This is a genomic window from Ramlibacter sp. WS9 (assembly GCF_003797765.1).
GTDB lineage: Bacteria > Pseudomonadota > Gammaproteobacteria > Burkholderiales > Burkholderiaceae_C > Ramlibacter.
The window spans coordinates 44,674-65,071 of the sequence record NZ_RKMB01000008.1; the positions used below are offsets into that span (position 1 = coordinate 44,674).

Annotated in this window: 18 protein-coding genes; 5 read left to right on the forward strand and 13 right to left on the reverse strand. The window is 66.1% G+C overall.

What is annotated here, in order from left to right:
- Positions 1-14: 14 nt before the first annotated feature.
- The 9 genes from EEB15_RS14035 to EEB15_RS14075 form a co-directional block, all read right to left on the reverse strand.
- Positions 15-1,061, reverse strand: a complete 1,047-nt coding sequence (locus EEB15_RS14035; protein ID WP_141510494.1) for a glycosyltransferase family 4 protein — start codon at positions 1,059-1,061, stop codon at positions 15-17.
- 153 nt (positions 1,062-1,214) lie between these two features.
- Positions 1,215-2,741: a malonyl-CoA synthase gene (locus EEB15_RS14040; RefSeq protein ID WP_141510495.1), complete on the reverse strand. Its 1,527-nt coding sequence runs from the start codon at positions 2,739-2,741 to the stop codon at positions 1,215-1,217.
- On the reverse strand, positions 2,738-3,508 hold the full coding sequence (locus tag EEB15_RS14045; RefSeq protein ID WP_141510496.1) for an enoyl-CoA hydratase/isomerase family protein: 771 nt from the start codon (positions 3,506-3,508) through the stop codon (positions 2,738-2,740). Before EEB15_RS14045 ends, EEB15_RS14040 begins: the two co-directional genes overlap by 4 nt.
- A 6-nt stretch (positions 3,509-3,514) precedes the next feature.
- Positions 3,515-4,498, reverse strand: a complete 984-nt coding sequence (locus EEB15_RS14050; RefSeq protein WP_141510497.1) for a tripartite tricarboxylate transporter substrate binding protein — start codon at positions 4,496-4,498, stop codon at positions 3,515-3,517.
- A 58-nt stretch (positions 4,499-4,556) separates the two neighbouring features.
- Complete coding sequence (locus EEB15_RS14055; RefSeq protein WP_141510498.1) at positions 4,557-6,695, reverse strand: alpha/beta hydrolase domain-containing protein; 2,139 nt, start codon at positions 6,693-6,695, stop codon at positions 4,557-4,559.
- A 55-nt stretch (positions 6,696-6,750) separates the two neighbouring features.
- The gene (locus EEB15_RS14060) at positions 6,751-8,121 is read right to left on the reverse strand and encodes a malonyl-CoA decarboxylase (protein WP_141510499.1); all 1,371 of its coding nucleotides are present in this window, start codon (positions 8,119-8,121) and stop codon (positions 6,751-6,753) included.
- Entirely contained in the window at positions 8,118-8,786 is a 669-nt protein-coding gene (locus EEB15_RS14065; protein ID WP_141510500.1) for a GntR family transcriptional regulator, read from the reverse strand. The genes EEB15_RS14060 and EEB15_RS14065 overlap by 4 nt, the downstream gene beginning before the upstream one ends.
- Positions 8,787-8,871: 85 nt before the next feature.
- Positions 8,872-9,708 carry a prolipoprotein diacylglyceryl transferase gene (gene lgt / locus EEB15_RS14070; protein ID WP_141510501.1) on the reverse strand — a complete coding sequence of 279 codons (837 nt, stop codon included), beginning with the start codon at positions 9,706-9,708 and terminating at the stop codon, positions 8,872-8,874.
- A 40-nt stretch (positions 9,709-9,748) separates the two neighbouring features.
- Positions 9,749-10,666 carry a LysR family transcriptional regulator gene (locus EEB15_RS14075; RefSeq protein ID WP_141510502.1) on the reverse strand — a complete coding sequence of 306 codons (918 nt, stop codon included), beginning with the start codon at positions 10,664-10,666 and terminating at the stop codon, positions 9,749-9,751.
- A gap of 93 nt (positions 10,667-10,759) precedes the next feature.
- Between EEB15_RS14075 and ilvD the strand changes: the two genes are divergently transcribed.
- Entirely contained in the window at positions 10,760-12,454 is a 1,695-nt protein-coding gene (gene ilvD, locus EEB15_RS14080) for a dihydroxy-acid dehydratase (protein ID WP_141510503.1), read from the forward strand.
- Positions 12,455-12,469: 15 nt separating this feature from the next.
- Here the strand turns inward: ilvD and EEB15_RS14085 are convergent, their stop codons facing one another.
- Positions 12,470-12,712, reverse strand: a complete 243-nt coding sequence (locus EEB15_RS14085; protein WP_141510504.1) for a TIGR04438 family Trp-rich protein — start codon at positions 12,710-12,712, stop codon at positions 12,470-12,472.
- 118 nt (positions 12,713-12,830) lie between these two features.
- On the opposite strand from EEB15_RS14085, the gene EEB15_RS14090 reads away from it, so the two are divergent.
- Entirely contained in the window at positions 12,831-13,133 is a 303-nt protein-coding gene (locus EEB15_RS14090; protein WP_141510505.1) for a c-type cytochrome, read from the forward strand.
- A gap of 46 nt (positions 13,134-13,179) precedes the next feature.
- Here the strand turns inward: EEB15_RS14090 and acs are convergent, their stop codons facing one another.
- Complete coding sequence (acs, locus tag EEB15_RS14095; protein WP_141510506.1) at positions 13,180-15,168, reverse strand: acetate--CoA ligase; 1,989 nt, start codon at positions 15,166-15,168, stop codon at positions 13,180-13,182.
- Between the two features lie 159 nt (positions 15,169-15,327).
- On the opposite strand from acs, the gene EEB15_RS14100 reads away from it, so the two are divergent.
- Positions 15,328-15,930, forward strand: a complete 603-nt coding sequence (locus tag EEB15_RS14100; RefSeq protein ID WP_141510507.1) for a YqhA family protein — start codon at positions 15,328-15,330, stop codon at positions 15,928-15,930.
- A gap of 96 nt (positions 15,931-16,026) precedes the next feature.
- On the opposite strand, the gene EEB15_RS14105 is transcribed toward EEB15_RS14100, so the two are convergent.
- Together EEB15_RS14105 and fumC are read right to left on the reverse strand one after the other, a co-directional pair.
- Complete coding sequence (locus tag EEB15_RS14105; protein WP_141510508.1) at positions 16,027-16,902, reverse strand: DUF3405 domain-containing protein; 876 nt, start codon at positions 16,900-16,902, stop codon at positions 16,027-16,029.
- Positions 16,899-18,293, reverse strand: a complete 1,395-nt coding sequence (gene fumC / locus EEB15_RS14110; protein WP_141510509.1) for a class II fumarate hydratase — start codon at positions 18,291-18,293, stop codon at positions 16,899-16,901. Before fumC ends, EEB15_RS14105 begins: the two co-directional genes overlap by 4 nt.
- 152 nt (positions 18,294-18,445) lie before the next feature.
- Here fumC and EEB15_RS14115 point away from each other — a divergent pair, with 152 nt between their 5' ends.
- Together EEB15_RS14115 and EEB15_RS14120 are read left to right on the forward strand one after the other, a co-directional pair.
- Positions 18,446-18,772: a c-type cytochrome gene (locus EEB15_RS14115; protein WP_141510510.1), complete on the forward strand. Its 327-nt coding sequence runs from the start codon at positions 18,446-18,448 to the stop codon at positions 18,770-18,772.
- An 84-nt stretch (positions 18,773-18,856) separates the two neighbouring features.
- Positions 18,857-20,398 (forward strand): fumarate hydratase, encoded by a 1,542-nt coding sequence (locus EEB15_RS14120; RefSeq protein WP_141510511.1) that lies wholly within the window; start codon positions 18,857-18,859, stop codon positions 20,396-20,398.

Genomic DNA, 20,398 nt, shown 5'->3' on the forward strand with positions numbered 1-20,398 from the left:
CGGATCGCGCCGGCTCAGGCCGCTTGGGCAGGCGCTCGCGTGTTGACCAGCTCCCGGTAAACGTCCAGGTAATGCCGCGCCATCACCGGGGCGGCGAAACGCTGCTCGAACTCCTGGCGGCAGCGGCGCCGATCGATGCGGTCGATGTTCTTCGCCATTGCAATGGCGTCTTCCTGGTTCTCCACGACGAAACCCGTGATGCCGTGATCGACGATCTCCGGCACCGAGCCGTGCCGATATGCGATCACCGGCGTGCCGCAGGCCATCGCCTCGATCATGACCAGGCCGAATGGTTCGGGCCAGTCGATGGGCATCAGGAGCGCCCGCGCGTTGCCGATGAAATCGTTCTTCTCGTGGTCCCCGATCTCACCGACGTAGGTCACGAGCGCGTCGTTCAGCAGCGGCTCGATGGTGGACTCGAAGTAGGCCTGGTCGGCGGGGTCGACCTTGGCCGCGATCCGCAGCGGCACGCCGCACGCCTTGGCGATCTCGATCGCGCGGTCGCAACGCTTCTCAGGCGAGATGCGGCCGACGAAGGCAAAGTAGTCCTGCGGCTCCAGGTGCAGCGAGTACAGGCCCAGCGGAAGCCCGTGGTGCACGGTGGCGCGCCAGTTGACCCAGGGCGCGGGCACGCGCTGGCTGTTGGAGATCGACGTCATCGGGTGGTTGCCGAAGCGCTGGAACAGCGGCTTCAGGTCGGGCAGGTCCAGCCGGCCGTGCGGTGTCGACACGCAGGGCGTGCGGCACTGGCCCACCAGCGAGAGTTGCAGCACGTCGGTGTGGAAGTGGATGATGTCGAAGTCGGACGCTTCCTTGAGCACCATGTCCATCATGATCGTGTGCCACACCAGCGGGTCGGGCTTGCGCTTGTCCAGCCGCAGGCCCATCGGCACGACGGCGACGAGGTCCGCCATGGTGACCGAATCGCCGCTGGCAAACAACGTCACGTCATGCCCCATCTCCACCAGCGTCTCGGTGAGATAGGACACCACACGTTCGGTGCCGCCATAGGCGCGGGGAGGCACGCTCTCGTACAGGGGAGCAACCTGGGCAATCTTCACGGCAGTCCTCTCCTTGCGGGGTGCTGCTGTTCAGCCAATGAATGCTGCGCAGCACCATGACTGCCCACCATAACTTTGGGGGGAATTCGAAGCTGTAGGACAGGTTCTTGAGTCGAGCGCCTTCGCGAGACCCAGCCATTGCCCAGTGATGAGCTACGTGTAGAGCTGCTTGTGCTGCTCGCGCAACAGATTCTTCTGCACCTTGCCCATGGTGTTGCGCGGCAGTTCCGAAACCACGAAGCAGCGCTTGGGAATCTTGAAGTTCGCGAGCTGCGCCTTGAGTTGGGCGACGATCTGGTCGCCATCGATGGTCGCGCCCGGTTTGGCGATGACCACGGCGATGCCGACTTCGCCGAAGTCGGGGTGCGGCACGCCGACCAGCGCGCTCTCGGCCACGCCCGGCATGTCGTTGATGTACCCCTCGATCTCGGCCGGGTACACGTTGTAGCCGCCGCTGATGATCAGGTCCTTGCTGCGCCCGACGATGGTGACGTAGCCGCGCTCGTCGATCTTGCCGACGTCGCCGGTCTTGAACCAGCCGTCGGCGGTGAATTCTTCCTGGGTCTTTTCGGGCATGCGCCAATAGCCCTTGAAGACGTTCGGGCCCTTGACCTCGATGGCGCCGATCTCGCCGGTGGGCAGGTTGTTGCCGTCGTCGCCGCGCACCCGAACGCCAACGCCCGGCAGTGGGAAGCCCACGGTGCCGCCGCGCCGCTCGCCGCCTTTGGCTTCATAGGGGTTGGACGTGAGCATGATGGTCTCGCTCATGCCGTAGCGTTCCAGCAGCGTATGGCCGGTGCGCTCCTGCCACGCAGTGAACGTTTCGAGCAGCAGCGGAGCCGAGCCGGACACGAAGAGGCGCATGTGCTTCGTCGACTCACGGTTCAGCGACGGCTCTCCGAGCATGCGCACATACAGCGTCGGCACGCCCATGAACACCGTCGCCTCGGCCATCTTCTCAATGGCGAATTTCGGGTCGAACTTCGCCATCCAGATGATCTTGCTGCCGTTCAGCAGCGCGCCGTGCAGTGCCACGAACAGGCCGTGCACGTGGAAGATGGGCAAGGCGTGGATCAGCACGTCGCCCGGCTTCCAGCCCCAGTAGTCCTTGAGCACGCGCGCATTCGACAGCAGGTTGCCATGCGTCAGCATCGCACCCTTGCTGCGGCCGGTGGTGCCACTCGTGTAGAGGATGGCGGCCAGGTCGTCGGGCGCCCGGTGCGCGATCTCGTGCCGGTCGCCGCAATGGGCGGCGCGGTCCAGGAGCGAGCCGGTGCGGTCATCGTTCAACGTGAAGACATGGCGCGTGCCGGCCTTGAAAGCGATCTTGCTCACCCAGCCGAAGTTCTTGCCGCTGCACACCACCACGGCCGGCTCCGCGTTGCCGATGAAGTATTCGATTTCGGCGCTCTGGTAGGCGGTGTTGAGCGGCAGGAACACGTAGCCCGCGCGCAGCGTCGCGAGGTACAGCATCATCGCCTCGACCGATTTTTCCACCTGCACCGCGATGCGCGAGCCTTCGGGCAAATTCAGGCCAGCCAGCAGGTTGGCGATCATGGCGGTGGCCCGCTCGAGGTCGCGCCACGAGTAGTGAAGGCCGGCATCGGTCTCGACGGCGGCCGCATCGATGCTTTGAGGGAATGCGGCCCGCAGCGCGGCAAAGAGGTTTTCGTTTTTCATGAGGCGTCCGGAAAGACCGGTTTTCTTTTTTGGAGGAAGGCGGAGATGCCTTCATTGTGTTCGTCGCTGTCGGCATAGCGATACGCATCGACGATCGCCGGACCGTCCTGCCACAGTTGCCGCAGCGACTGCTTGTTCAGCCGCGCCGCCTGCGGGGCCAGCGCCGCGATGCGCTGCGCACTGGCGATGGCCTGGCCAGCCACCTCGCCATCGGCGGTGACGCGGTTGAGGAACCCGCGAGCCTTCATCTCGGCGGCCGAGAGCACGGCGGCCTCCAGCAGCATTTCGCGCGCGGTCAGTTCGCCGGCGGCACGGGCCACGACTTGTGCCTCGCGCGGCGCCATGGGAAAGCCCAGCTTCGCAATCGGCGCGCCGAAGGTGGCCGATTCGCCGGCGATGCGGATGTCGCAGCAGCTGGCGATTTCCATGCCGGCGCCCATGCAGGCGCCTGCTATTTGCGCGACCACCGGAACGTCGCACTGCAGCATGGCGTCCAGGCCGCCCCAGACGTCCTCTTCATGGAACGCCCGCAGCGTCGCTTCGTCGAAACGGAAATCGGGATACTCGGAAATGTCGCCGCCGGCGCAGAACGCGCCGCCCTCGCCGCGCACCACCACGCAGCGCCACTCGCGGCTGGCCTGGATGCGCGTGAACAGCGTGCGCAGCTGGCGCCACATCGCGCGCGACATGGCGTTGAGCTTGCCGGGATGGGACAGCGTCACCAGCGCGATGGCGCCTTCCGCGGCGAAGTGGACTTGTCCCCCCATGGTGGATTAGTCCAGCTTGGCGCCGGCCGCCTTGACCACCGCGGACCAGCGGGCGACCTCGGAGCGGATGAACGCCGCGAACTGCTGCTGGCTGAAGTTGGGAAAGTCCGCGCCGTTGTTGGCCCAGATCGCCTTGAGCTCGTCGGAAGTCACGGCCTTGCGCATCTCGTCGACGATGCGGGCCTGCGCATCGGGGGGTGTGCCTTTGGGCGCCCACAGGCCGTACCAGGTGGTGACGGTGTAGTCCGGCAGGCCCACTTCGGCGGCGCAAGGCACGTCCGGGAACGCGGCGTTGCGCTTGGTGCCCGACACCATCAGCGCCTTGATGCGGCCGCCCTTGATGTGGGCAGAAGACGAGCCGAGGCCGTCGAACATCATGTCGACGCTGCCGGAGATCAGGTCCTGCAGCGCCGGGCCGGCGCCGCGGTAAGGAATGTGCGTGATGAAGGTCTTGGTCTGCTGCTTGAACAGCTCACCGGCGAGATGATGCGACGTGCCGCTGCCGGCCGAGCCGTAGTTGTAGCGGCCCGGGCTCTTGCGCATTATTTCGATGAACTGCTTGTAGTCCTTCGCGTCAACGCGCTTGGGGTTCACCACCAGCACCTGCGGCACGTTGGCCAGCAAGGTGAGTGGGATGAAGTCTTTCTCGAGGTCGTAGTCCAGCTTGGGGTACATCGACGGCGCGATGGCGTGGTGCACCGCGCCCATGAAAAGCGAATACCCGTCCGGCGTCATTCGCGATGCGAGGCTCGCACCGACGGTGCCGCCCGCGCCGCCCTTGTTGTCGATGATCAGCTGCTTGCCGGTCTGCTTGGCGAACTGCGCGGATAGTGGACGTGCGAAGGCGTCGGTGCCGCCGCCCGCAGGGAACGGCACGATCATCATCACGGGCTTGCTCGGCCAGGTGGATTGCGCGTGCAGCAATGGCGAAACGCCGGCCGCGCTGGCGGCTGCGAAACGAAGAATCTCGCGACGGTTGAGCAGGTTCATGGTTTTGTCTCCAGCTAGTTGTTGGTTAAAGCACGATCATTGTCGGACAGCCCCGCGGTCAGCGCAGCACGGCGCTGGCCTCGGCCGCCTTGACCAGGCGGGCCGCGTCCTCGGCCAGCAAGAATCCCTGCGCCTGGGCGTTGTCGGCGGCCTTGCGCACCGCGGCGACATAGCCGTCGTGCGAGCCGTAGCGCTCCTCCAGCGACAGGCGCGGATCGCCGCTGGCCTGGCGCTGCGCCGCCGTGCGGGCGAACGGCACCATCCCGCCCACGTAGTTGCAGATCTGGCCCTGGTGGAACGGCCGCGCGCCGCCTGCGGTGATGTTCCAGCCCAGGTAGGTGCCCAGCGGGGCCGCCAGCAGCACCACCGGCACGCCGCCCAGTTCGTTGCCGTCGGCGTCTACCCGCGGCGCATACATCGGCAGCACCTGGCGTATCGGCGGCGGCGCCTTCGAAGCGACGCCCGAGCCGTCGGCCGCATTGAAGCCGGGACCCCAGTCGTAGTCCAGCACCGGCATGATGAAGTCGGGCTCGGGCACCGTCGCGCGCAACTGCGGCAGCGTCGGAAAACCCAGGGCCTCCTTGTGGGCCAGGGCCAGCGCGCCACGCGCCTCGCCCGGGCGAGCGGCCAGGGTCGGCCAGCGGCTGGCCGGCGGCTCGGTCCCGCGCATCACCCAGTTGCGAAAGTGGACGCGCAAGGCGTTGACGGTCTCGGTGTGAGGCACCGGATTGGCCGGCAACAGGCCCGCACCGTAGTTGTTGCCGGGGCAGGAGGGACCGGTGGCCGGCAGGCCGACCCCGGGCAGGCTGGAATCGAAACCGCCCGCGCCGCCACCGTGGTTGGAGCTGGCGATGTAGTAGCGGCGCACGTTGGCCGGCAAGGGCAAATCGGCCTTGCCATCGGTGCCCACCCACTCGGGCGTGAGCTTGAGCGCCCAGACCTCGGCCGAACCGAAGTGCTCGATGATTTTGGGGCAGGTGCGGGTGGCTTCGCAGCGGTCGAGGATGCCGGCGGCCGGTCCGCCGCGCACCGGGTCGGGGTGGCGCGACCACCACTGCGGCCCTTCGCTGCCGGCCTGGTACAGCTCCAGCACGCCGTCGGGTTGGGCCCAGCGGAAATTCAGCGCGATGCGGCGGCCGGCGATGATGGGCCACAGGCCGTCGTGCACCTGGCGGCCGGCCTCGTCGCGGTTGAAGCCCAGATGCAGCCAGCCGCGCAAGAAATTGCCCGACTGCGACACGCCTCGGCCGATGCTGTGGGTCACGGCCCGCGCCACGGGGTTGGGCGTGCCGGCGTCGTCGGCCTGCGCGGTCTTGAAGAACTGGCCGAGGTCGCGCCAGGCAGCGAAGCCGATGCCCAGCACATGGGGATCGGCGGCCTTGAACACCACCTGGTAGAGCCTGGCGGCGTCGAAGCCGTTCTTCAGGCAAATGTGGGTGGCGTCGGGCGTGCCGGGAAACGGGTTGGCCGCGTCGCATCGAGCCCAGGCCCAGTCGGTGGCGGCAATCTCGGTCTCGCCGATGGCTTCGCCCCGGGTCGATTCGGCAGTGCGCATCACCAGCTTCGACTGGCGCGTATCCAGGCTGACCGGCTTGTAGGGCACGGGATTGGTCTGCACGATCAGTGGCTGCGAGGCCGGGCCGGCGCGGTTGACGATGCGGCCGAACACCTCGCCGGTGACCGGCGAGCCGTCGGCGTTGCGGGCCACCGGCAGCTGCAGCCAGTGCGGCTGGGCCGCCGCGGCGGTAGGCCGCACGCGGGTGGCCCCGGCGTTGTCGCCCTGCCAGGCGCTGGTCAGGTCGATGTCGCCGAAGGCGCGCTCGGCGGGCACGTTGGGCCGCCGGTTGCCGCGATTGGGCACCTCGTGCCACATCAGGCCGCTCGCCTTGGCAAGGTCGACCGGCTTGGTCAGCACGAAGGTGGCGACATAACGCACCTTGCCGTCGGCGCCCTTGGCCAGGTCGATGTCCTGGATCAGCGCGTTGGCCGCATGGCGCGGATCGAGCTCGCCGAAGGCGCGGCCGGCCACTTGCTCGAAAGCGATGCCGCCTGAGGCTTCAGGCGGCAGCGGCAAGGTTTCGTCGATCACGATGCGCGTCACGCGCGCCTGCGCCGTGCCGGCCAGTACCGCCGCCGTGGCAATGGCCAACGCGGTTCTTGCAGCGGCCTGCCAATGGGCCTTCCACCCGTCTTTCATGCTTGTCTCCAGTCGTTGTGTTCTTCTCGACGGGCCGGACCGTCACCCTTTTGCCTCAGAACAACAGGTCGCCGACCGCGCCGGACACCGCCGCCTCGCCCTGTGCCAACTGCACTCGGTGCCGGTCGAGGCGCTTGAGGTCGTACAGGTAATTGACCATGAGGCCATGCGACTGCTTGAGCCCCTTGGGCGAGGGATCGCCGGCCCAGTTGAGGCGTTCGACACGCGCGCCATTGCCGAGGTGAAATCGCGCGACCGCGTCCACGGGCTTGCCATCGTGAAGCTCGCGGCCAAGGTACTGCGCCGCGCAACGCAGCAGCATTTGGCGCACCGGCGACTTGGCATCGAGCTCCAGCGGTTTGTCGAAAGCGGCGAGCAGCAGCTCCGCCGTGGCTTCGCCGCCCAATGCGCGGCCCAGCTCCGAAAGCTGCCTCGCCGGCAGCCGCTCCAGCATCGCCGCGGCGTTCTTGTGGAGCCAGGCCCGCAGCCCGGGGATGGGCGACAAGGTCGCAAAGCACTTGAGCTTGGGGAACTCCCCCTTGAGCGTTTCCACCACCCTCTTGATGAGCGAATCGCCGAAGCTCACGCCGCGCAGGCCCGACTGCGTGTTGCTGATCGAATAGAAGATCGCAGTCGTGGCTCGGGCGAGATCGCTCGGCGCCGCAGCTTCGTCGAGCAGCGGCGTGATGCAGTCCGCGATCTCGTCCATCAACGCCACCTCGACGAAGATGAGCGGCTCGTCCGGCAGGCTGGGGTGAAAGAACCCATAGCAGCGGCGGTCGCTGTCGAGCCGGTTCTTCACGTCCGCCCAGCTGCGGATGTCGTGCACCGCCTCGTACTTGATCAGCTTTTCCACCAGCGATGCCGGGGAATCCCAGCTGATGCGGCGCAAGTCGAGAAAGGCCACGTCGAACCAGGTGGAGAACATGTACTCCATCTCCACGTCGAGCGCGCGCAGCCGGCGGTCGGATCTGAGCTGGTGCTGCATGTCCGCGCGCACGTCAACCAGGAAGCGGATGCCGCCCGGCGCGGCGCTGAACCGCTGCAGCAGGCGGCGGCGCGGCGACACCGTGGCGCGCCGGAACAGCACTTCCGCCGCCGCTTCGTCGGGCGTGCCCACGGCACGCGCATACTGCGCCTGCGCCGCCTTGACCTGCTGCGGGTCCGAGGTGAACTGCTCGCTCATCAGCAGCCACATGTCGTGACGTTGCTCCGGGGTGGCACGCGCATACCAATGCATCACGCCCTCGGCCCGGCGCCCGCCTTCCACCTCGCTCACGGCCGGGTCGATGACGGCCTGCAGCTCCGTCAGCGTGCGCCGCAGCACCCGGGGCGAAAGCGCCTCCGCGTTGCGGCGCAGGGTGGCTTGCAGGCGCTCGCGGGTCGAGCGCGGGACCACGGCAGTGTCCATCGCGATTCCAATCATGGTGTGAGTCTCGAGCGTTGGTTGCGGGCCAGCTCTCGCAGCGCGTCTCGCTGACGCGTGAGGTGCGTGCGCATGGCCGCGTCGGCGCCTTCGGGGTCGCGCGCCTTCAGCGCGGCAAACACGGCCATGTGCTCCGACAGGCTTTGGTCCAGGCGGCCTGGCGCGTGCAGCTGCTGCAGGCGGGCCAGCTTGACGATCTTGCGGAGATCGCCGATCACCTGGGCCAGCCAGCGGTTGTTGGCCAGCGTGATGATGGCTTCGTGAATCGCGAAGTTGACCGCGTAGTAGTCGTTGATGCGCTTGGCCTTGGCGTGGCGATTGAGCTTGTCGTGCAGCACTTCGAGCGTCGCGAGATCGGCGTCGCTGGCATTCACCGCGGCCTCCCGCGCACACCGGCCCTCCAGCAGCGCGATGACGGGAAAGATTTCGTCCAGGTCTTGCGCCGTCACCTCATTGACGAAGCAGCCGCGGCGCGGCTCGTGGCGCACCAGGCCTTCCGCCGTGAGGACCTTGAGCGCCTCGCGCAGTGGCGTGCGCGAGATGCTCAGCTGCTCGGCCAGGCGCGCTTCGTCCAGGAACGTGCCGGGCATCAACTCCCCCGCGAAGATGCGGTCGCGCAGCTGGGCGGCGACTTCGTCGTGAAGGGAGTTGTGGACCAGGCGCATCGGGTTCGGCTCTCGTAATTTTCAATAATTACGGATAATTATGAACCTGTGCAGGCGCGCTGTGAAGTGTTCGGGGCTGTGGAAACTACCTAGCGGCGGCGGGAATGGCGGCCGACCGGCGGCCGAACCATATCCACAGCGCGATGCCGACGGCGATCATCGGCACGCACAGCCACTGGCCCATCGAGAGGCCGGTGGACTGCTGCAGCCAGACGAGGTGGCTGTCCGGTTCGCGAAAGAACTCGGCGATGAAGCGCAGCACGCCGTAGCCGATGAGGAACACCGCGGCCACCTGCCCTTGCCTGCGCTCTTTGCGGGCATAGATCCAGAGCACGATGAACAGCAGCAGGCCTTCCAGCAGGAACTGGTAGACCTGCGACGGATGCCGCGGGATCATCTGGCCGCTTTGCGGGAAGATCATGGCCCACGGCAGCGAAGGATCGGCGGCGCGGCCCCACAGTTCGCCGTTGATGAAGTTGCCCACCCGCCCTGCAGCCAGGCCCGTCGGCACGCAAGGCGCCACGAAGTCCATCACCTGCCAGAACGGCTTGCCGCGGGAGCGCGCGAACCACCATTGCGAGAAGATCACGCCGAGCATCCCGCCGTGAAAGCTCATCCCGCCCTGCCACACGTAGAAGATTTCGAGCGGATGCGTCGCGTAGTACGCGGGCTTGTAGAACAGGCAATAGCCCAGGCGCCCACCCGCCACCACGCCGAGCACGCCCAGGAACAGGATGTCTTCGACGTCCTTGCGCGTCCAGGCGCCTCGCCCCTGAATGGATGCAAAAGGCTCCTGCCGCAGCCGCCACATCGCGAGCAGCATGAAGAGGCCAAAGGCCGCAAGATAGGTCAGGCCATACCAGTGGATGGCGATGGGGCCCAGGCGCAGGGCCACCGGATCGATATGAGGGAACGTCAGCATGCGGCGTATTGTGCTGCAAGCCCTGGCGCGGCGCAGCCCATCAATGGCGGGCCGCGCGGGTGCGTGCGAACTCCACGAAGCGATCGCGTGTGGGGTTGGCGCGGGCCGGCCAGACCAGAGTGGTTTCGCACCCCGGCACCTCCTGCGCATGCTTCGCCGCAACCTGGCGGTACATCACCCCCGGCCGCTGGAACTGCCGCACGCTGTCCGGCACCCAGGCCAAGCCCAGCCCGGCGGACACCAGATTGACGATGGTTTGCATCTGGATCGCTTCCTGCGCGATGCGCGGCGCGCGGCCGGCGGTGTGATACATGCCGAAGATGGCGTCGTGCAGCGACGGCAGGATGCGGCGCGGAAAGATCACCAGCGGCTCCTCCAGCACGGCGCTGAACGACAGGCTGCGCGCCTGGGCCAGCGGATGCTGCTCCGGCAGCGCGACCGCCAGCGGCTCGCGCGCGATCCGCAAATGCTGCAGCCCTTCCGGCGCGAACCCCGGCGAGTGCAGCATGAAGCCGGCATCGACATCGCCGCGTTCGATGGCCTGCAGTTGCACGTCGCCTGTTGCTTCAATCAGCTCGAACTCGACCTGCGGATAGAGCGCGCGGAACGCCTGCACCCATTGCGGCAGCAGTCCGAAGCCGACCGTAGAAACGAAGGCGAGGCGCAGCCGCCCCACTTCGCCGTGCGCCGCGGCGCGTGCGTGGGCCGGCAGCGCCAGCGCGCGCGCCAGGAGGTCGCGCGCCTCCGGCACCAGCGCTTCGCCCGCAGGCGTCAGCTGCACGCTGCGCTTGGTGCGGTCGAAGAGCCGCACGCCCAGCGACTGCTCCAGGTTGGCAATGGCCTGGGTCAGCGGCGGCTGCGTCATGTGCAGGCGCACGGCCGCGCGGCCGAAGTGCAGCTCTTCGGCCAGCGCAAGGAACTGGCGCCACAAACGCAGCTCGATCAAGGGTTGACTCATATGCTGGACATATTAATACAGGCATGAAAACGGATTGGAAAGAATCACCGGCCCGGCGCATACTCGTGGCCTTTCCCCGTTCCGGAGACCGCCATGGCCACGAAAATCATCCCCATCAACAGCCGCAGCAAGACCATCACCGAAGGCAAGTCGCGCGCCCCCAACCGCTCGATGTACTACGCGATGGGCTATGAGGAAAGCGACTTCAAGAAACCCATGGTCGGCGTGGCCAATGGTCACAGCACCATCACGCCGTGCAACAGCGGCCTTCAGAAGCTCGCCGACGCCGCGATCGCCGGCATTGAAGAAGCCGGCGGCAACGCCCAGGTGTTCGGCACGCCGACCATCTCCGATGGCATGGCGATGGGCACCGAAGGCATGAAGTACTCGCTGGTGAGCCGTGAAGTGATCTCGGACTGCATCGAGACTTGCGTGCAGGGCCAGTGGATGGACGGCGTGCTGGTGGTGGGCGGCTGCGACAAGAACATGCCCGGCGGCCTGATGGGCATGCTGCGCGCCAACGTGCCCGCGATCTACGTGTACGGCGGAACGATCCTGCCCGGCCACTGGAAAGGGCAAGACCTCAACATCGTGAGCGTGTTCGAAGCCGTGGGCCAGAACGCGGCCGGCAACCTCTCCGATGCAGACCTGCGCGAGATCGAGATGCGCGCCATCCCCGGCACCGGCTCCTGCGGCGGCATGTACACGGCCAACACCATGTCGTCAGCCTTCGAGGCGCTGGGCATCTCCCTGCCCTACTCTTCCACCATGGCCAACCCGCACGACGAGAAGATGAACTCGGCCAAGGAATCGGCCAAGGTGCTGATCGAGGCGATCAAGAAGGACATCAAGCCGCGCGACATCGTCACCAAGAAGGCGATCGAGAATGCCGTGGCCGTGATCATGGCCACCGGCGGCTCGACCAACGCGGTGCTGCACTTCCTGGCCATCGCCCATGCAGCCGAAGTGGAGTGGACCATCGACGACTTCGAGCGCGTGCGCCAGAAGACGCCGGTACTGTGCGACCTGAAGCCCAGCGGCAAGTATTTGGCGGTGGACCTGCACAAAGCCGGCGGCATCCCGCAGGTCATGAAAATCCTGCTGAAGGCCGGCCTGCTGCACGGCGATTGCATCACCATCAGCGGCCAGACGATTGCCGAAGTGCTGAAGGACATTCCCGACGAGCCGCGCACGGACCAGGACGTGATCCGCCCCATCACCAAGCCGATGTACGAGCAAGGCCATCTGGCCATCCTCAAGGGCAACCTGTCACCGGAAGGCGCGGTCGCCAAGATCACCGGCTTGAAGAACCCTGTCATCACCGGCCCGGCGCGCGTGTTCGACGACGAGCAATCGGCGCTGCAAGCCATCCTGGACGGCAAGATCAAGGCCGGCGACGTGATGGTGCTGCGCTACCTCGGCCCCAAGGGCGGGCCCGGCATGCCCGAGATGCTGGCGCCGACGGGCGCGCTCATCGGCGCGGGCCTGGGCGAAAGCGTGGGCCTGATCACCGACGGCCGCTTCTCCGGCGGGACCTGGGGCATGGTGGTGGGCCACGTCGCGCCGGAAGCGGCCGCAGGCGGCACCATTGCGTTCGTCAACGAAGGCGACTCGATCACCATCGACGCGCACAAACTGGTGCTCGAACTGAACGTGCCGGAAGCGGAAATCGCGAAGCGGCGGGCGGGCTGGAAGGCCCCCGCGCCGCGTTACACCCGCGGTGTGCAGGCCAAGTTTGCCTTCAATGCTTCCAGCGCCAGCAAGGGCGCGGTGCTGGACAACTACTGAAGCCGCACGCCCCCGTCAGCGCTTTTGACGGGGCTTAAGCCCCAGCTTTTCGCGGCTCTTGTCGATGCGCGCCTGCTTGCGCGCTTCTTCCTTCTGCATCGCTTTCTTCTTGGTGTAGCCCGACCAGTCGGCCCACCACCACCAAGCCACGGCCAGGCCGAACGGCGAAAGAACGACCCACCAGTCCCACAGCGCGACCGGCCCGTACTCGAAGTACTTCAAGCCCATGAGGATGATTCCGAGTACCAGGAACAGCATGGTGTTGACTCCGACGATGAGGGCAATAGGGCGATGGGCCCGGGTGGCAACAAGCGGGTCAACCGCGGTCACTACAATGGCGTTAATTGACTGTAACCCAACTCATGAGGACGAATCGATGAAACGTGCCCTGTTTGCGCTCGTCGCCGCCGCGGCCTGCGCCCCGGTGCTGGCCGACCAGGCGCTGGCCACCGCCAAGAACTGTATGGCCTGCCACGCTGTCGACAAGAAGCTGGTCGGACCGGCCTATAAGGACGTAGCCGCCAAGTACGCGGGCCAGAAAGACGCCGCGGACAAGCTCGCCGTGAAGATCCAGAAGGGCAGCACCGGCGTGTGGGGCCCCGTGCCCATGCCGGCCAATGCGCAGGTCAATGAAGCCGAGGCGAAGAAGCTGGCGGCTTGGGTGTTGGGCCAGAAATAAAGCCGGCTCCCCAACGCAAAAGGCCCGCATCGCGGGCCTTTTTGTTTTACAGCTTCTCGGCCAGCTGCTCCAGGATCGCCGGGTTCTCCAGCGTGCTGGTGTCCTGAGTGATCGCCTCGCCCTTGGCGATGGAGCGCAAGAGGCGGCGCATGATCTTCCCGCTGCGGGTCTTGGGCAGGTTGTCGCCGAAGCGGATGTCCTTGGGCTTGGCGATCGGGCCGATCTCCTTGGCCACCCAGTTGCGCAACTCGTTGGCGATCTGCTTGGCTTCTTCGCCGGTGGGACGCGAGCGCTTCAGGACGACGAAGGCGCACACCGCCTCGCCGGTCAGGTCGTCAGGGCGGCCCACGACTGCGGCTTCCGCCACCAGGTCGGTTTTGGACACGAGCGCCGATTCGATCTCCATCGTGCCGAGGCGGTGGCCCGAGACGTTCAGCACGTCGTCGATGCGGCCCGTGATGCGGAAGTAGGCGTTGTCCTTGTTGCGTACGGCGCCGTCGCCGGCCAGATAGAGCTTGCCGCCCATCTCTTCGGGAAAGTAGCTCTTCTTGAATCGCTCCGGATCGCCCCAGATCGTGCGGATCATGGAGGGCCAGGGGCGCTTCACCACAAGCATGCCACCGGCGCCGTTGGGCACGTCCTTGCCCACCTCATCGACGATGGCCGCCATGATGCCGGGCAGCGGCAGCGTGCAAGAACCCGGCACCGTGGGCGTCGCGCCCGGCAGCGGCGTGATCATGTGGCCGCCGGTTTCGGTCTGCCAGAACGTATCGACGATGGGGCAGCGCTCGCCGCCCACGTGCTTGTGGTACCACATCCAGGCTTCCGGGTTGATCGGCTCGCCCACCGTGCCCAGGATGCGCAGGCTGGTGAGGTCGTAGCGCGCCGGGTGGATCTTCTCGTCGCCTTCGGCGGCCTTGATCAGCGAGCGGATCGCCGTGGGCGCGGTGTAGAACACCGTGACCTTGTGCTTCTGGATCATTTCCCAGAAACGGCCCGCATGGGGGAACGTGGGGATGCCTTCGAAGATGACTTGGGTTGCGCCCGCGGCCAAAGGCCCATAGGCAACGTAGGTGTGGCCAGTGATCCAGCCGATGTCGGCGGTGCACCAGTACACGTCGGACGGCTGGATGTCGAAAGTCCAGTCCATCGTCAGCTTGGCCCACAGCAGGTAGCCGCCGGTGGAATGCTGCACGCCCTTGGGCTTGCCGGTGGAGCCGGAGGTGTAGAGGATGAACAGCGGATGCTCGGCGCCGACGGTCTCGGGCTTGCACTCGCTGGACTGGCCCTGCAGCACTTCGGTGAAGGTCTGGTCGCGGCCCGCCTCCATATTGCAAGCAGTGGCCGTGCGCATGAAGACCAGCACGCTCTTCAACGTGTCGCAGCCGCCCATCGCGATGCCTTCGTCCACGATGGCCTTGAGCGGCAGTTCCTTGCCGCCACGCATCTGGTAGTTGGCCGTGATCACCGCCACGGCGCCGGCGTCGATGATGCGTTCGTTCAGCGCCTTGGCCGAGAAGCCGCCGAACACCACGCTGTGGGTGGCGCCGATGCGCGCGCAGGCCTGCATGGCGATGACGCCTTCGACGGTCATCGGCATGTAGATGATGACGCGGTCGCCCTTCTTGATGCCCTGCGCCTTCAGCGCGTTGGCGAACTGGCTGACCCGGCCCAGCAGCTCCTTGTAGCTGACCTTTGTCACGGCGCCGTCATCGGCCTCGAAGATGATCGCCGTCTTGTTCTCCACCGGCGTGCCGACGTGCTTGTCCAGGCAGTTGGCCGACGCGTTGAGCTCGCCGTCCTCGAACCATTTGTAGAAAGGCGCCTTCGACTCGTCCAGCGTCTTGGTGAACGGCTTGGTCCACACGACGTTGTCGCGTGCCAGGCGGGCCCAGAATCCTTCAAAGTCCTTGTCGGCTTCCTCGCACAGGGCGTTGTACGCCTCCATGCCCGAGATGCGCGCCGCCTTCATGGTGGCCTCGGTGGGAGGGAACACACGGTTTTCGACCAGGACCGACTCGATATTGCTGCTCATGACGAATGTCTCCGCTGGGGGTTGGGTTTCGCGGTAATGTCAGGGTTTGCACTTACAGTGCACTGACGCTGGGCACGCCGCCCTGTTTTGAATTTAACCCCAACCGGGCCGGTGCGCCACAAATCTACAATCGCCCACACCCGTACAAACCCCCTTCCGATGCAAGACCCGAACATTCCGCCCCGCTCTCCCCTGCGCCCCCTGCCCGGCCTCATCTTCGCCAGCCGCTGGCTGCAGTTGCCGCTGTACCTGGGCCTGATCGCCGCGCAGGCGGTTTATGTCTTCCACTTCTGGGTCGAGCTGGTCCACCTTCTGGAGGCCGCATTTGGCAGCCAGACCGCGCTGCAGCAGTTGATCACAAGCATCGGCTACAAGCAGAACGTGCCGATCACCACGCTGAACGAAACGGTGATCATGCTGGTGGTGCTGGCGCTGATCGACGTGGTGATGATCTCCAACCTGCTGATCATGGTGATCGTCGGCGGGTATGAAACCTTCGTGAGCCGCATGGGCCTGCAAGGCCACCCCGACCAGCCCGAGTGGCTCAGCCACGTGAATGCGTCGGTGTTGAAAGTGAAGCTGGCGACGGCGATCATCGGCATCTCGTCGATCCACCTGCTGAAGACGTTCATCAACGCCGACAACTACACCGACCGTGTGCTGATCGCGCAGACCGCCATCCACATCACCTTCCTGCTCTCGGCCATCGCCATCGCCTACACCGACAAGATCATGTCGGGCATCGCGGAGCGCAAGCACTAGACCCGTTCGCTTCCGCACCAACGCGAAGCGCTCCGGGCCTTCGTCAACCGGCTCTCCGGCCAGGCGCCTGCTGGCCGGAGAGCCCGACGCCGCAGCCTAGGATGCGGGTTCCGGCCAGCGCAGGATCCGGTTACCGTCGTACGCCCAGTTTTCCTTGACGGGGTGGAACAGCAGGGGTCCCACTCCCCGGCCGATGAACTCGCCTAGCGCGATCTGCGGCCGCCAGCGCATAGTCGACTGCCGCGCCTGGTCGGCGCATCGATCCTGGCTGTCGCCTAGGTAGCAGGCGGTGGTGGCGCACAAGTCCTGTGCCAAGAGCCCGAGGCGATGGACAACAGTCGGGATCAACGCTTCGAAGTGCCCCTCCCACCCGTCGCGGTGGGCTTGGTCAAGGGCCTCGAGGGCCTGCCGTGAGATGCGCAGGATAGGGAAGAACGCCCGGCGCAGGTCATTGGCGGTCAACGCCGCGGCCACCGGCACGCGCAGGGTCCTCCACCAGGGCCACCGGGGCCAGTCGGCATGGCGGCGGAAATGTGAGGCCAGCAAGTCGGCTTCGCAATTCCGGTAGGCGCCGAGCAATGACCGCCAGTCGCCCCGGTACTCCACGTCCGATTCGATCTGCCAGTAGTGGCCATACTCGTGCGTCTTCGAAAGATGCAGCAAGGGAAAGTGCGTGCTGCCCATGATGCTGCGGTCGAACCACCGGTAGCCCAACCGCTGCAGCAAGTCGTCCGGATCGAACGGCACCAGGGCCTGCGGCGTTCCCCGCCCATCGAGGAAGGCCTTCCATTGCGCGGTGACGCCGCCGTGGTCGTCCTGCAGAAGCACAAAGCAGTCGGCATCCGCACCAAGCTCGCGGCGCAGCCGGTCGAACCGGTGGGCGATCGACTGGCTCCACAGGTGGGTCAGGTAAAAAACCGCGACCGGTGGCCGCAGTGGCGAAGCGGCTTCCAGGCTCGAGGCTGGCGTCACAGAGGGCCGGTCCGCACCATCATTTCCGGCCGCACCCACTGGTCGAACTGCTCGGCAGTAACATAGCCCAGTCCCACCGCCGCCTCGCGCAGGCTGGTGCCTTCCTTGTGTGCCTTCTTCGCGATCTGCGCCGCCTTGTCGTAGCCGATGTGCGGGTTCAGCGCCGTGACGAGCATCAGCGAGCGATCCACCAGTTCGGCGATGCGCTCGCGATTGGCGGTGATGCCCACGGCGCAGTGGTCATTGAAGCTGGCCATGCCGTCGGCCAGCAACCGCACGCTTTGCAGGAAGTTGTGCGCGATCATCGGCCGGAACACGTTCAGCTCGAAGTTGCCCGAGGCGCCGCCGAAGTTGATGGCGACATCGTTGCCGAAAACCTGGCAGCACAGCATCGTCACGGCTTCGCTCTGCGTCGGGTTGACCTTGCCCGGCATGATCGACGAGCCGGGCTCGTTTTCCGGGATGCTCAGCTCGCCGATCCCGCTGCGCGGGCCACTCGCCAGCCAACGCACGTCATTGGCGATCTTCATCATGGCGGCCGCGAGCGTCTTCAACGCGCCGTGGGCGTGCACCAGCGCGTCGGCAGCCGCCATCACTTCGAACTTGTTCGGCGCGGTGACGAAAGGCAACCCGGTGAGCCGCGCGAGTTCCGCCGCCACCTTTTCGGCATAGCCCGCCGGCGCGTTCAGGCCGGTGCCGACGGCCGTGCCGCCCAGCGCCAGCTCGCACAGGTGCGGCAGGCTGCCGTGCAGGTGCCGGTCGGCCTGCTCCAATTGCGCGACATAGCCGGAGAACTCCTGGCCCAGCGTCAAGGGCGTGGCGTCCTGCAGATGCGTGCGGCCGATCTTGACGATGTCCTTGAACTCGTCGGACTTCGCCGACAGCGTGGACCGCAACTTCATCAGCGATGGCATCAGCTTGTTGCGGATGGCTTCCACGGCGGCGACGTGCATCGCCGTGGGAAAGACGTCGTTCGACGACTGGCTCTTGTTCACGTCGTCGTTGGGATGCACCAGCCTTCCTTCGCCCCGCTGCCCGCCCAACAGTTCGCTCGCACGGTTGGCCAGTACCTCGTTGACATTCATGTTGGTCTGAGTGCCCGAACCGGTCTGCCAGACCACCAGGGGGAATTCCTCGCCGTGCTGGCCGGCCAGCACCTCGTCGGCCGCGGCGACGATAGCCGAGGCCTTGTCCTGGTCCAGCAGGCCCATCAGGTGGTTGACCACGGCCGAGGAGCGCTTGACCTGCACCAGCGCCCGGATGATTTCCCGGGGCTGCCGCTCCCCCGAAATGTCGAAGTTTTGCAGGGAGCGCTGGGTCTGGGCGCCCCACAGGCGCTGCGCCGGCACCTCGATGGGGCCGAATGTGTCGCGTTCAATGCGGGTGTTCATGGTCAGCTCGATGTATAGCGCCCCGGGGCCGTCAGCCACCGTAACAGAGTCGCGCCGGCTTGTGTGGCGGCGGTCGATTTGACCTGCGTCAACACATGCCCGTCTTGCGCGCAGTAGCCTGAGCTTGGCGATGTTGCCTGCTGGAGGTTCTCATGAAATCGATTGAACTGGCGGCTTTCCTTGGCGGCCTCGTCCTGTGCAGTGCGGCCGCGGCCAGCACCGAACTCGCGCAGGCCAAGCAGTGTATGCAATGCCACAAGGTGAAGGAAGCCTTCGCAGGCCCGTCCTTCCACGAGATCGCGCAAGCCCGCAAGGGCCAGCGCGATGCCATGACGAAGATGGTGGTCACCATCCGGCGAGGGAGCAATGCCACCGGCGGCCCGCACTGGGGTGCGGCCACCATGCCCGATATGAAGGAGCGCCCGGAAGTCAGCCAAGCTGAAGCGAGGACGCTGGCGAAGTGGATCCTCAAGCAATGAGGTGCCGGGCCGAAGCGTGAACGAAGGTGCTCAACAGGGTCTGGGATAATGGAGGCAAGCCCCCTCCCCTACCGTCCCGAGACCATGACGACAAGCATCAAGTACAACGATCTGGTGGAATCGATCGCCGCCGCGCTTCAATTCATCAGCTACTACCACCCCGCCGACTACATTGCCCACCTCTCCCGCGCCTACGAGCGCGAGCAGAGCCCGGCCGCAAAGGACGCCATCGCGCAGATCCTGACCAACAGCAAGATGAGCGCGACCGGGCACCGCCCGATCTGCCAGGACACCGGCATCGTCAACGTGTTCATCAAGGTCGGGATGGACGTGCGTTTCGAGGGCTTCACCGGCAGCCTGGAAGACGCCATCAACGAAGGCGTGCGCCAGGGCTACAACCACCCCGACAACACGCTGCGCGCCTCCGTCGTGGCCGACCCGCAGTTCGACCGCAAGAACACCAAGGACAACACGCCGGCCGTGATCTTCACCGAGCTGGTGCCGGGCAACAAGGTGGACATCACCGTCGCGGCCAAGGGCGGCGGCAGCGAAAACAAGAGCAAGATGATCATGCTCAACCCGAGCGACTCGGTGGTCGACTGGGTGCTCAAGACCGTGCCGACGATGGGCGCCGGGTGGTGCCCGCCCGGCATGCTGGGAATCGGCATCGGCGGCACCGCCGAGAAGGCGATGCTCATGGCGAAGGAGTCGTTGATGGACGACATCGACATGTACGAGCTGCAGGCGCGCGGGCCGAAGAACAAGACGGAAGAGCTGCGCCTGGAACTGTACGAGAAGGTCAATGCGTTGGGCATCGGCGCGCAGGGCCTGGGCGGCCTCACCACGGTGCTGGACATCAAGATCAAGATGTACCCCACGCACGCGGCCAGCAAGCCCGTCGCGATGATCCCCAACTGCGCCGCGACGCGCCACGCGCATTTCGTGATGGACGGCTCGGGCCCGGTGTACCTGGACCCGCCGAGCCTGGACCTGTGGCCCAACGTCAACTGGACGCCCGACTACGTCAAGAGCAAGAAGGTCAACCTGGACACGCTGACGAAGGAAGAAGTGGCCAGCTGGAAGCCGGGCGACACGCTGCTGCTCAACGGCAAGATGCTCACCGGCCGCGACGCCGCGCACAAGCGCATCGCCGACATGCTGGCCAAGGGCGAGAAGCTGCCGGTGGATTTCACCAACCGCGCCATCTACTACGTCGGCCCGGTGGACCCCGTCAAGGGTGAAGCAGTGGGCCCGGCCGGCCCCACCACCGCCACGCGCATGGACAGTTTCACCGACATGATGCTGTCGCAAACTGGCCTGATCACCATGATCGGCAAGGCCGAGCGCGGGCCGGTGGCCATCGAGGCGATCAAGAAGCACAAGAGCGCCTACCTGATGGCGGTGGGCGGCGCGGCCTATCTGGTGTCCAAGGCCATCAAGACCGCCAAGGTGGTGGGCTTCGCCGACCTGGGCATGGAAGCCATCTACGAATTCGACGTGGTCGACATGCCGGTGACGGTGGCCGTGGACGCGGGCGGCACCAGCGCCCACATCACCGGCCCGGCCGAGTGGCAAAAGAAGATCGCCACCGGCGAGTTCAAAAACATCCCGGTTGCGGCCGCGTAA